5 protein-coding genes are annotated in these 13144 nt (G+C 75.7%); all 5 read right to left on the bottom strand.

Features of this window, described 5'->3' with window-relative positions:
- Window positions 1-81: 81 nt before the first annotated feature.
- The 5 genes from ACIQR3_RS18675 to asnB all read right to left on the bottom strand — a co-directional run bounded on the left by ACIQR3_RS18675 (window position 82) and on the right by asnB (window position 13138).
- Window positions 82-6651: an amino acid adenylation domain-containing protein gene (locus tag ACIQR3_RS18675; RefSeq protein ID WP_403540072.1), complete on the bottom strand. Its 6570-nt coding sequence runs from the start codon at window positions 6649-6651 to the stop codon at window positions 82-84.
- Between the two features lie 332 nt (window positions 6652-6983).
- Window positions 6984-8126 carry a cytochrome P450 gene (locus ACIQR3_RS18680; RefSeq protein WP_403540074.1) on the bottom strand — a complete coding sequence of 381 codons (1143 nt, stop codon included), beginning with the start codon at window positions 8124-8126 and terminating at the stop codon, window positions 6984-6986.
- Between the two features lie 164 nt (window positions 8127-8290).
- A complete protein-coding gene (locus tag ACIQR3_RS18685) occupies window positions 8291-9907 on the bottom strand; it encodes a (2,3-dihydroxybenzoyl)adenylate synthase (RefSeq protein WP_403540000.1) in 1617 nt (538 codons plus the stop codon).
- A 47-nt stretch (window positions 9908-9954) separates the two neighbouring features.
- Window positions 9955-11172, bottom strand: coding sequence for a cytochrome P450 (locus ACIQR3_RS18690; protein ID WP_403540002.1), 1218 nt, complete (start codon window positions 11170-11172; stop codon window positions 9955-9957).
- A 124-nt stretch (window positions 11173-11296) separates the two neighbouring features.
- Entirely contained in the window at window positions 11297-13138 is a 1842-nt protein-coding gene (asnB, locus tag ACIQR3_RS18695; RefSeq protein ID WP_403540004.1) for an asparagine synthase (glutamine-hydrolyzing), read from the bottom strand.
- Between the last annotated feature and the right edge of the window lie 6 nt (window positions 13139-13144).

Consider the following 13144-nt stretch of genomic DNA (forward strand, 5'->3'; position numbering starts at 1 on the left):
CGCACGTGTGCCGCGCCCGGACGGCGCGGCACACGTGGGTCGGGCCCCGCGGCCCGTGCTCAGAGCCTGCTCATCGCGTGCTCACAGCACCCCTTCCTCCATGCGCTCCGTCCCCGTGCTCTCCTCCTGCGTCCGGGCGCGGGCGAGGTCGGCGAAGGCGCCGACGGTCGGCCGGGCGAAGAAGCGGGCGAGGGGCAGCCGTACCCCGAGTTCACCGGCGGCCCGTTCGACGAGCCGGACCGCCTGAACGCTGTCCCCGCCGAGGGTGAAGAAGTTGTCCTCCGCCGTGCGCACCGGGGTGTCCAGGACGCTCTCCCACAGCCGTGCCACCGACCGTTCGACCGGGTCGAGTTCCCGGTCCGCCGCGTCCTGTCCGAGGTTCCGGTCCGCCGCCACGGCCGAGGTCACCGCCCGCCGGTCCACCTTGCCGTTGGCGGTCAGGGGGACGGCGGGCAGCGTCGCGATCCGGCGCGGCACCATGGCGGGCGGCAGCCGGTCCGCCAGCCAGCGCGGCAACTCCTCCGGGAGCGCCGCGCCTTCGTGCCCTTCGGCGGGTACGACGGCCGCCACCAGCTCACGTGCGGCGCCGGTGCCGGAGACGGCGACCGCGGCGCGGGTCACCGCCGGGTGCGCGGACAGCGCGGTCTCGATCTCCCCCAGCTCGATGCGGTGGCCCCGGATCTTCACCTGGTCGTCGGTGCGGCCGAGGAACTCCAGCACTCCCCCGGGCCGGTACCGGCCGAGGTCACCGGTGCGGTACCAGCGCAGGCCGCCGTCGACGACGAACCGGGACGCCGTCAGGTCGGGTGCGCCCCGGTAGCCGCGGGCCAGTCCCGCGCCGCCGATCCACAGCTCGCCGGGCACCCAGTCGGGCCGGTCGGCGCCGCTGTGCGGGTCGACGACCCGGTAGCACTGGTTGCGCAGCGGCCTGCCGTACGGGATCGACGGCCAGCCCGGGAGCGGGCGCTCGACGTCATGGGCGTTGGACCAGATCGCCGCCTCGGTGGCGCCGCCCAGCGCGACGAGCCGGGCGGAGGGGACCAGCGCGGACAGCCGCCCCGGCAGGTCGAGGCCGATCCAGTCACCGGACAGCAGCGCCAGCCGCAGCGTGCCGGGCACCCGGCCGGGCTGGTGCTCGGCCACCGTCAGCAGCATGTCCAGCAGGGCGGGGACGGTGTTCCAGACGGTCACCCCGTGCCGGACGCACAGGTCGGCCCACCGCTCGGCGTCGCGGCGCTCGTCCTCGGCGACGGTGACCAGCGCGCCGCCGGCCGACAGCGGGCCGAAGACGTCGTACACCGAGAGGTCGAAGTCCAGGGCGGAGACGGCCAGGACGCGGTCGCCGGCGCCCACCCCGTAGCGGTCGTCGATGTCCTCGACCGTGTTGGCGGCGGCGCCGTGGGTGATCTCGACGCCCTTGGGGTCGCCGGTGGACCCGGAGGTGAAGATGACGTACGCCAGTCGGTCCGGTGGGGCGACGACCGGGGCCCGGAGCGGCTCGTGCCGGTCCGCTTCGGCGAGGGGCAGGAGTACGGCCGGCCAGTCGTCGGCGCTGTCCCCGGTCAGGGCCAGGCGTACGCCCGCCCCGGTGAGGATGCGGTCACGACGGGCCGGTGGCTGGTCGACGCCGACGGGGACGTAGGCGGCGCCGGCGGCGAGGACGCCGAGGACGGCGGCGATCTGGTCCGGGCCCTTGGGCAGGCTGACGGCGACGGGTTCGCCGGGGCGGACGCCGTGCGCGGTCAGCAGGGCGGCGATCCGGCGGGCCCGCAGCGACAGTTCGCCGTAGGTCACGGTGGTGTCGCCGGCGAGGAGCGCCGGGGCGTCCGGGCGGGCGGCGGCGTTGCGGAAGAACGGTGTGTGCAGGGAGGTCTCCCGCAGGGGCGCGGCCGTGTCGTTGGCCCGGTCGCGCGCGGCACGCTGGGCGGCCGGGAGGGGGACCGGGCGGGGCGCGGTCCAGTCGGCCTCCAGCAGGGTGCGCAGGTGGGCGGTGTACGCGGCGAACATGGCGTCGAGGACGCCCTCGGGGAACAGGTCCTCCACCGCGTCCCAGTGCAGGTCGATCACGGTGCCCTCGGGGGTGCGCCGCTCCACGGCCTGGTGGTCCAGCCAGACCTGCGGGGTCTGGGTGATGCCGTACACCTGGTCGGCGAAGAGGCCGGCCGGGTCGTCGCCGGTGGCCAGGCCGAGGGCGCTGGTGAAGACGACGGGCATGGTGACGTCGGCCTGTCCGGTGCGGCGGGCGAGCCGGCGCAGTACCTGGACGGCGGAGAGGGAGCGGTGGTCGAGGGCCTCCCACAGTTCGCGCTGGGTGCGGCGGGCGCCGGTCAGCCAGGGCTCGCCGGGCCGGTGCTCGTGGCCGACCAGGACGAGGGAGGTGAAGTCGCCCAGCACCCGGGTGATGTGCGGGTGGGCCTCCCGCCGGTCGAACAGGGTCAGGTTGACGGTGAGGTCCGGCTCGGCGCTCCAGCGGGACAGCACCTCGCAGTACGCCGTGAGCAGCACGGCGGACGGGGTGACGCCGTGGGCGCGGGCGCGTTCCTCCAGGGCGCGGCGGGCGGCGGTGTCGAGGACGGCGGTACGCCGGGCGAACCGGGGCCGGGCGAGGTCGGCCGGGTCGCACGCGAGCGGCAGCCGGGGGGCGGCGGGCAGGGTGTCGAGCCGCTGGTCCCAGTGCCGTTCGGCGGCCTCCAGTTCGCCGGGGTCGGGCCGGGCGGCGAGGACGTGGTCGCGGAAGGAGACGTCCACGGGCGGCAGTCCGGCGTCCGGGTCGGCGTAGAGGGCGGAGAGTTCGGCGTAGCAGGTGAGGATGCTCAGGGCGTCCAGGACCAGGTTGTCCATGCCGACGGCGAGCCGTACGCGCTGCCCGTCGCGGACGGCGGCGACGCTGAACAGGGGCCAGCGGCCGGGGTCGAAGACGTGGTGGGACCAGGTGTCGCGCAGGGCGGCGCGGGCGCTGTCGGGGTCTGGTCCGGCGTCCGGTCCGGCGTCGGTGACCTCGATGGTGAAGCGGGGCACGTCGGGCAGGATCCGCTGATTGCCGTCGGTGTCGAAGACGGCCCGGAGCATCTCGTGCCGGGCGACGAGGCGGTTGACGGCCTCCTCCAGGCGGGCCACGTCGAGGCCGGGTATGTCGTACTCGCGGTAGAAGTGGCAGCCGACGCCGCCCAGGGTGAACTCCTCGCCGCGGCCGAGCCAGTAGGCGAGCTGGACGTCGGTGGGCGGGAACGGGTCGTGGCGGTGCGCCGGGTCGGCGGCGGGCGGCCGGACCGGCGGGCGGGCCGGGCCGAGGTGGACGGTCTCGGCGAAGTCGGCGAGCACCGGGTGGGCGAACAGGGCGCTCAGGGCGGTGCCCCGGGCGCCGTCGGCGCGCAGCCGGGTGAGGAGCCGGGTGGCCAGCAGGGAGTCGCCGCCGAGGGCGAAGAAGTCGTCGGTGCGGCCGGGGCCGGGTGCGGGGATGCCGAGGACGTCCTGCCAGGCGGCGGCGACCAGGCGTTCGGCGTCGGTGCGGGGCGGCTCGTGCCGGTCGGGCGCGGACCGCTCGGCCAACCGGGCGGTGACCGCGGCGCGGTCGGTCTTGCCGTTGCGGGTCAGGGGGAGTTCGGTGAGCACGGCCGCGGTGTCGGGGAGCATGGCGGGCGGCAGGAGGGTGCCGAGGTGCTCCGCGAGGCCGGCGGGCGTGGGCCGGCGGCCGGGGACGGGGACGACCGCCGCGGCCAGCCGGCGGGTGGGCAGCAGGACCGCCACGGCCCGCGCCACGTCGGGGTGGGCGGCCAACGCGGCCTCGATCTCGCCCAGTTCGACGCGGTGGCCGCGCACCTTGACCTGGTGGTCGGCGCGGCCGAGGAACTCCAGACCGCCGTCGGGGCGGTAGCGGGCACGGTCGCCGGTGCGGTACCAGCGCACGCCGTCGTGGTCGACGAACCGGTCGGCGCTGCGCTCGGGGTCGCCGCGGTAGCCGCGGGCCACTCCCCCGCCGCCGATCCACAGCTCGCCCGGCACCCAGTCGGGACGGTCCCGGCCGAGCGGGTCCACGACCCGGCAGCGCACGCCGTCGAGCGGACGGCCGTAGGGGACGATGCTCCAGTCCTCCGGGACGGGGAGGGTGACCTGCTGCCAGGTGGAGTGGATGGCGGTCTCGGTCGTGCCGCCGAGGCCGGCGAAGAGGCAGTCGGGGGCCCGGCGGGCGAGCCGTTCGGCGAGGTCGGGGGTGACCCGGTCGCCGCCGAGCAGGACCGCCCGCAGGGGCAGCGGCGTGGTCCGCGTCTCCGCGACGGTGAGGAGCATGTCCAGCAGCGCGGGTACGCAGTTCAGCACGGTCGCCCGGTGGGCGTGCGCCAGACGCAGCCAGGCGTCGGCGTCCCGGCGGTCCGGTTCCCGGACGCAGATCACCGCGCCGCCGGTGCTCAGCGGCGCGAACAGGTCGAAGACGGAGAGGTCGAACTCCAGCGCGGAGAGGGCGAGGGTGCGGTCGGCGGGGCCGAGTCCGAGGCGGGCCCGGAGGTCGGCCACGGTACACATCGCCGCCGCGTGGGCCACCTCGACGCCCTTGGGTTCGCCGGTCGAGCCCGAGGTGTACAGGACGTAGGCGAGGTCGTCGGGTGAGCCGGGCACCGGGGCGGGCAGGGGCTCGGCGGTACGGGCCGCGTCCAGGTCGTCGAGGAGCAGGCGGGCGCCGGCGGAGGCGAGGACGCGGGCGCGGCGCGCGGGGGGCTGGTCGACGGCGACGGGGAGGTAGGCGGCACCGGCCGCGAGGACGCCGAGGACCGCGACGGCCTGCTCGGAGCCCTTGGGCAGGCTGACGGCGACCAGGTCGCCGGGGCGCACCCCCTGGGCGCGCAGGTGGCCCGCGACGGTGAGGGCGCGGGCGGCGAGGTCGCCGTAGGTGTGGTGCGCGGTGTCGTCGCCGAGCAGCGCGGGGGCGTCGGGCGCGGTGGCGGCGTGGCGGAAGAACTCGTCGTGGAGGCGGAGTCCGGTGCCGGGCGGACGGCCCGTGTCGTCGCCGGCGGCGTGCCGGGTGCGCCGCTGGGCGGCGGGCAGCAGGTCGCCGACCGGGGCGGTCCACGCCTCCGGGTCGTCGGTGAGCCGGTCCAGGAGACCCTCGTACGCGGCGAACATGGCGTCCAGCACGCCGGGCGCGAACGCGGCCTCGCGGGCGTCCCAGTTGACGAGCAGTCCGCCGTCGAGTTCGGTGATCTGGGCGTCCAGCCAGACCTGCGGGCCCTGCGAGATGATCCACACCGGGTCCCCGAGGACGCGGGTGACGGAGGCCGGGAAGAGCGGGCCGAGGCCCAGCGCGCTGGTGTGCACCACGGGGGCGAGCAGCTGGGCGCCGCGGCGGCGGGTCAGGTCGCGCAGCACCTCGACGCCGGAGTGCCGGGCGTGCGCGGCGTCGGCGTGGAACCGCTCCTGGAGCCGTCCGGCCCGGTCGGCGAAGCCGCCCGGCGCGGTGCCGTCCCAGGCGAGCAGGACCGAGGAGGTGAAGTCGCCGACCAGGGCGTCGACGTCGGGGTGCAGCGGCTCGCGGTCGAACAGGGGGAGGTTGAGCAGGAAGGAGGGCTCGGCGGACCAGGCGGTGAGGACCTCGGCGAAGACGGCGGTGAGGGCGAGCGCCGGGGTCAGGCCGTGGGCGCGGGCCCGTGCCTCGAAGGCGGCGGCCCGCTCGGGGGCGAGCAGCCGGTGCCTGCGCACGACGGTCGTGGCGTCGGCGTCGTGGCCTGCGGCGGGCAGCTCCGGCGGCCCGGGGAGCGCGTCGAGGCGCTCCCGCCACCAGGCCCGGTCCGCTTCCCGCGCGGCGCGGCCGGGGCCGGCCCGGTGGGCCTCCCGGTCGGACAGGTAGCGGCGGAAGGAGTAGCCGGGCTCGGCCCGGGGCACCTTGCCGCCCGCGGTGTAGGCGTCGGCGAGGTCGGCCAGCAGGACACGCAGGCTGAGCGCGTCGGCGGCGATCATGTCGAGGTTGACGTGGGTACGGGTACGGCCGTCCGGCAGCAGGGTGAGCCGTACGTCGAAGACCTCGCCGGCGCCGATGTCCAGGGTGCGGTGGGACAACGCGGCGCGCAGGCGCTCCAGTTCCGCCTCGGCCCGCTCGGCGGTCTCGTGGCGCAGGTCGGTGACGCGGAGGCCGGGCCAGGGGGCGGCGGCGAGGATCTCCTGGGTGCCGTCGTCGAGGACGCGGACCCGGAGCATGTCGTGCCGGGCGAGGACGGACCGTACGGCGTCCTGGAGGCGGTCGGGGTCGACTCCGGTGCCGTCGAACTCGTGGTAGAAGTGCGCGGCCACCCCGCCGAGCCGCTGCCCCGGGGAGCGTCCGGCCCAGTAGGCGTGCTGCATCAGGGCCAGGGGGAAGGGGCCGGTCGGTGGGTGATCCCCGGGAGCGGCGGCGGGCGTGGTGTCCGGCTCCGTACGGGTGGCGAGCAGCGCGTGCCAGGCCGCCGGGGTCGGGTGGGCCGCGAGGGCGCCGAAGGTGAGGTCGGCCCCGGCGCGGCGCCAGCGGGCCGCCAGCTTCATGAGGGTGATGGAGTCCAGACCCAGGGCGATGAGGTTGTCGTCGTCGTGCACGGCGTCGGGCGACAGGTCGAGGACCGAGGCGAGGCGGGCGCGCAGGGCATGGAGGTCCGTCAGCTCGGCGGCGGCCGGGTCCGTCTTGGCCACCTCGGCGGTCGGGGCGGTCGGGGCGGTCTGGGCTGTCGTGGCGGTCTGACCGGCCTGGGCAGTCGCGGCGGTCTGGTCGGTCGGGGCGGTCTGACCGGCCTGGGCAGTCGCGGCGGTCTGGTCGGTCGTGGCGGTCTGACCGGTCGGGACGGTCGTTGCGGTCTGTTCGGTCGGGTCGGTCAGCACGGTCTTCCTTCTGTCTCGCGGGTGCGCGGGGCTGTGTCGCGGGAGCGCCCGGGCTGTCTGGCGGGGCGCGGCGGGGCCGTCTCGGGGGGGCGCGGTGGCGCACGGCCCGGCGTCGGGCGGGGCGGGGGTGCGGGGGCCCGGCGGTGTCACCAGCGCACGGGCAGCGTGGCCGGACCGCGCAGGAAGGCGGCCGGCCGCCAGGTCGCGTCACCGGCCGGGCGCAGGCCGGGCAGCAGCCGGGCGAGCGCGGTCAGACCCTCCTGGAGTTCGATCCGGGCCAGGGCGGCGCCGGCGCAGTGGTGGATGCCGTGGCCGAAGGCGAGGTGTCCGGAGGTGTCTCGGTCGGGTTCGAGGCGGTCGGGCCTCGGGAAGCGCAGGGCGTCACGGTCTGCGGCGCCGATGGCGACCAGGACGGGTTCGCCGGCGCGCACCTTCACGCCGCCCACCTGTACGTCCTCCAGGGCGTAGCGCGGCAGGGAGGCGGACGCGGCCAGGGGGACGTACCGGAGCAGTTCCTCGACCCAGACCCGGGCCCGGTCGGGCCGGTCGGCCAACTCGGCGAGCGCGTCGGGGCGTTCGGTGAGCAGCACCCAGGTGAAGTTGGCGAGCTGGGCGGCGGTGGTCTCGTAGCCGCCGAGCAGGATCGCGACGCACAGTTCGACGAGTTCCTCGCGCGAGGCCCCGCCGTCCGGGGCGTCCTCGTCGCCGGCGTGCAGCAGCGCGGTCATCAGGTCGTCGGCGGGTTCGGCCCGCCGGCGGTCGAGCAGGTCTCCCATGTACTCCTTGAGCGCGGCAGTGGCGGCCAGGACGTCGTGCGGTCCGGCGCCGCTGGTGGACAGCACGGTGTCGCTCCAGCCGCGGAAGCGGTCGCGGTCCTCGGCGGGGACGCCGAGCAGTTCGCAGATGACCGCGATGGGCACGGGCAGCGCGACGTGCTCCACGAGGTCGGCGGGGGCGCCGGCGGCCGTCATGCGGCGGACGGCATCCTCGGCGATCTCCCTGACGCGCGGGCGCAGCGCCTCCGCCCGGCGCGGGGTGAACGCGCGGGCGGCGGGGCGGCGCAGGCGGGTGTGGTCGGGCGGATCGGTGGCGACCAGGCCGATGGGGCTGACCGGGGTGGTGCGGGGCGCGTCCCGTCCGGCGTCCGCGCGGGAGAAGCGGGCGTCGGCGAGGACGGCACGGGCGTCGTGGTGGCGGGTGACGAGCCAGGCCGGTTCGCCGTAGGGCAGTTGGACGCGGAGCAGGCCGGGGGTGCGCTGGGCGACGCGGTAGGCGTCGGCCAGGTCCAGGCCGTCGGGGGTGTTGAAGGGGTAGGGGCAGGGGGCGGGCGTGTCCGGGGCGGGTGTGTCCGGGGCCGGCGCGGACCCGCCCGAGCCGGAGGCACGCACCCCCGGCCCCGGCACGGACGCGCCCGAGCCCGAGCCGGTGGTCCCCGGGTCGGCGGCGGGCGTGCTCACAGGGCCTCCGCGACGGTGTTCAGCGTGCGGGTGAGGGCGACGCGGTCGACCTTGCCCGCGCCGGTACGGGGGAAGCGGTCGACGGTGCGGACCCGGTCGGGGTGTTTGAAGGCCGCGACGCCCCGGCCGACGAGGTGGTCGACGAGGTCGCGCCGGGTGGGGGCCTCGCCCCGGGGGACGACGAAGGCGCAGGTGCGCTCGCCCATGTCGGGGTCGGGGAAGCCGACCAGGGCCACGTCGTGCACGTGGGGGTGGGCGAGGAGGTGGTTCTCGACCTCCTCCACCGGGACCTTGTCGCCGCCCCGGTTGATGACGTCCTTCAGGCGGCCCTCCACGACGAGGTTCCCGCCGGGCAGCCGCCGCACCAGGTCGCCGGAGCGGTAGAAGCCGTCGGGGGTGAAGGCGGTGGCGTTGTGCTGCTCGGCGCGGAAGTAGCCGCGCAGGGTGTAGGGGCCGCGTGTCCACAGTTCGCCCATCTCGCCGTCGGGGACGTCGGTGCCGTCGGGGCCGACGACCCGTACCTCGTCGGCGTCGGACAGCGGGCGGCCCTGGCTGGTGAACACCGTCTCGTCGGGGTCGTCGAGGCGGGTGAAGTTCAGCAGCCCCTCGGCCATGCCGTACACCTGTTGCAGGGCGCAGCCGAGGACCGGGCGTACGCGGCGGGCGGCCTCCTCCTTGAGGCGGGCGCCGCCCGCCTGGAGGAGGGTGAGGCTGGTGAGGTCGGGGGCGAGGAGTTCGGCGGCGTCGAGCCAGGCGAGGACCAGCGGGGGGACCAGGGCGACGGTGGTGACGCGTTCGCGGGCGATCAGGTCGAAGGCGGTCTCCGGGTCGGGCGAGGGGGCCAGGACGGTGGTGCCGCCGGCGTGCAGGGTGCCGAGCAGGCCGGGGCAGGCGAGGGCGAAGTTGTGGGCGGCGGGCAGGGCGAGGAGGGTGACGGTGGAGTCGTCGAGGCCGGTGACGCGGGCGCTGGCGCGCAGGTTGTAGGCGTAGTCGTCGTGGGTGCGCGGGATGAGTTTGGGCAGGCCGGTGGTGCCGCCGGACAGCAGTAGCACGGCGACGTCCTGGGGGCGGGCGTCGTCGGGGGCGCCGGGGTCCGGTTCGGCGGAGGTGAGCGCGTCGAAGGGGCGGTACGGGCCGGGGGCGACGGTGAAGACGTGCCGGACGGTGTGGGCGGCGGCGTTCACCGTCCGGGCGAGCCGTTCCTGCTCGGGGTCGCCGCCCGCCATGACGCAGGCGGCGGCGCCGGAGAGGCGGGCGAGGTGGACGAGTTCGCTCTCCCGGTGTGCGGGCAGGGCGAGGACGGGGACGACGGCGGCGCGGAAACAGCCGAACAGGGTGAGGACGAACGGCAGTCCGTTGGGAAGGTGGACCAGCAGGCGGTTGCCGGCTTTGAGGCCGTGGGCGCGCAGGCCGGCGGCGACCCGGTCGGCGGCCTCGTCCAGTTCGGCGTAGGTGAGGCGCCGGCCGTCGGTGACCAGCGCGGTGTGTCCGGGGGTGCGGCGGGCGCCGTCCCGGAGGACGGAGCCGAGGGTGGTGCCGGTCCAGTAGCCCTCGGCGCGGTAGCGGGCGGCGGCGGGTTCGGGCCAGGGGGTGAATCCGTCGAGCAGGGGCACGAGAGTCCTCCGTCGGAAGATCGCGAGTGTCGGAGTAGGGGGAGGGGTCAGCGGGCGGCCGGGCCGAGGCGCAGCGGGAGGGTCTCCAGGCCGTGCATGGCGGTGGAGAAGCGCCAGCGCAACGCGGACTCGTCGACGGCCAGTTCGAGGTCGGGGAAGCGGCCCAGGAGCCGGCCGAAGGCGATCTCGCCCTCCAGCCGGGCCAGGGCGGCGCCGACGCAGTAGTGGATGCCGTGGCCGAAGGCGAGGTGGCCGCCGGCGGGGCGGGTGATGTCGAGCCGGTCGGGTTCGGCGAACCGTTCGTCGCGGTTGGCGGCCAGCCAGGACACCACCACGAAGTGGCCGGCGGGGATGGTGACACCGCCGAGTTCGACGTCCTCGGTGGCGTAGCGGGGGCTGGACAGGTTGTTGGGGGTCTCGTAGCGCAGGAACTCCTCCACCGCCTGCGGCAGCAGGTCGGGGCGTGCCTTGAGCAGCGCGAACTGCTCGGGGTGGCGCAGCAGGGCGAGGACGCCGCTGCTGATGAGGTTGACGGTGGTCTCGAAGCCGCCGGTCAGCAGGACGACGGCGGTGGAGATCAGCTCGTCGCGGCTGAGCCGGTCGCCGTCCTCACTGACGTGCACCAGGCGGGTCAGCAGGTCGTCGCCGGGGTCGCGGCGCTTGGCCTCGACCAGGTCACCGAGGTAGGCGGCCATGCGCATCGAGGCGGCGCCGATCTCCTCGGGGGTGACGGCGGCGACCATGGTGCGGGTCCAGGCGGTGAAGTCGTCGCGGTCCTCGAAGGGGATGCCGAGGAGTTCGCAGATGACGCGGATCGGCAGGGGCAGCGCGTAGTCGGCGAGGAGTTCGCGGTCCGGGCCGGACTTCTCCATGGCGTCCAGGAGTTCGTCGGTGATGGCCTCGATGCGCGGGCGCAGCGGGGCCACGGCGCCGGGGGTGAACACCTTGGTGATCAGGGACCGCAGCCGGGTGTGGTCCGGCGGGTCGAGGTTGAGGAGGTTCTTGGCCAGTTCGGGCGCGAAGTGGCTCTCGGTGTCCTCGCCGCCGCCCAGGCGCAGCCGCTCCAGCCGGTCGTAGACGCCGTCGCTGCTGAAGCGGGGGTCGGTGACGGCGGTGCGGGCCTCTTCGTGGCCGGTGACGAGCCAGACGGGGAAGCCGCCGGGGAGTTCGACGAACCGTACGGGCGAGGCCGCGCGCAGGCCGGCGGCGACGGTGTGGGCGTCCTGGATGAAGCTCTCGTCGAGCGGGAGGGGGGCGGTGGTCACGGGGTTCTCCGGTGGCTCGGTGCGGCAGGGAACGGGGCGGTCACGGGGTTCTCCGGTGCGCCGACGGGAAGGAGGCCGCCGGTCACGGGGTGCTCCGGCCCGTCGGCCGGAAGGGGGCCGCCGGTCACGGCAGGTCCAGCGTGGGGCGGTACAGGTCGGCCCAGACGTGGAAGTCCAGGAGGCGTTCGAGGCCGGTGCGGACGGCGCCGGTGACGGCGGCCGGGTCGGCGGCGGCGGTGGAGCGGGCCCAGTCGGGGTCGAAGACGGCGAACACCGGGTGCCCGGGGTCGGTCAGCACCTCGCGGACCTGCTCCTGGAGGGCGGCGGCGTACGCGGTGTCCTGCGTGGACGGGTACGGGCTCTTGACACGCTCGGTGACGGAACGGGGCAGCAGGTGGGCGACGGCCTGCCGCAGCAGGCCCTTCTCACGGCCGTCGACGGTCTTCAGGGACCAGGGCGCGTTGTAGACGTAGGAGACCAGGCGGTGGTCGGCGAAGGGGACGCGGACCTCCAGGCCGGTCGCCATCGACATGCGGTCCTTGCGGTCGAGCATGGCCCGCACCAGCCGGGTGATGTGCAGGTGGCTGCTGGTGCGCATCCGGCGTTCGAAGGCGTCCTCGCCGGGCAGGTGCTCGACCTTGGCGACGGCACCGGCGTACTCGTCGGCGACGTAGCCGCCGATGTCGAGGGCGGTGCGCAGTGCGGGGCGGAGCGGTTCGGTGCGGTCGGCGGTGTAGGTGTTCTGGAAGGCGAGCCAGGGGAACGTGTCGGCGTCGCGGGCGGCCGGGTGGTGGAACCAGACGTAGCCGCCGAAGAGTTCGTCCGCGAACTCCCCGGACAGGGCCACGGTCGACTGCTCCCGGATGGCGCGGAACAGCAGCAGCATGGAGCTGTCGATGTCGCCGAGGCCGATGGGCATGTCGCGGGCGGCGACCACCGCGCGGCGCAGCGCCGGGTCGGTGAGCGCGCGGGAGTCCAGGACGACGTTGCGGTGGTCGGCGCCGACGTGGGCGGCGACCTCGCGGATGAACGGGGCGTCGGGGGTGTCGCGGAACTCGTCGGGGCGGAAGTTCTCCTCGTACCCGGCGAAGTCCACGGAGAAGGTGCGGAGTTTCTCCCCGGTCTCCCGCTGCCGGCGGGCGGCGAGGGCGGTGACGGCGCTGGAGTCGAGGCCGCCGGAGAGCAGCACGCACTGCGGCACGTCGGAGACGAACTGCTCGGGCACGATCTCGCCGAGCAGGGCGGCGACCCGCTCGACGGTCGTGGCGGCGTCGTCGGTGTGTTCGGCGGTCTCCAGCCGCCAGTAGGTGTGCTCGCGCATCCCGTCGCGGTCGACGGTCAGCACGGTCCCCGGTTCGACCTCGTACAGGTCCTTCCACAGCGACCAGCCGGGCGCCTTGGTGAAGCCGACGAGTTCGCGCAGGCAGGAGGTGTCGACGCGGCGCGGGAAGGCCGGGTTGGCGAGGACGGCCTTGGGTTCGGAGCCGAAGAGGACGCCGTCGGGGGTGCGGTGGTAGTAGAGGGGCTTGACGCCCATGCGGTCGCGGACCAGGACGAGGCGCTGTCGCCGTTCGTCCCAGACGGCGAAGGCGTACATGCCGGTGAGGCGTTCGGCGACGGCCTCGCCCCACTCCAGGTAGCCGCGCAGCACGGTCTCGGTGTCGCTGCGGGTGGTGAACCGGTGGCCGCGGCGCTGGAGTTCGGCGCGCAGCCCGGGGTGGTTGTAGACCTCGCCGGAGTAGACGAGGGTGACGTCGCCGTCGGGGGTCTCGGCCGTCATGGGCTGGGCGCCGCCCGGCAGGTCGATGACGGCGAGGCGGCGGTGGCCGAGGGCGGCGTGCCGGTACAGGCGCACGCCGCCCTCGTCGGGGCCGCGGTCGGCGAGGGTGGCGGTCATGGCGTCGACCGTGTCGCCCCGCAGGGTGAGGTCCTGGTCGAACGCCACCCAGCCGGTGATTCCGCACATGGGTGC

This window comes from Streptomyces sp. NPDC090994, from assembly GCF_044768905.1.
Taxonomy (GTDB): domain Bacteria; phylum Actinomycetota; class Actinomycetes; order Streptomycetales; family Streptomycetaceae; genus Streptomyces.

Excerpts from the sequence above, each read along its gene's own strand:
- asnB (WP_403540004.1), bottom strand. The coding sequence starts at position 13,138 with ATGTGCGGAATCACCGGCTGGGTGGCGTTCGACCAGGACCTCACCCTG.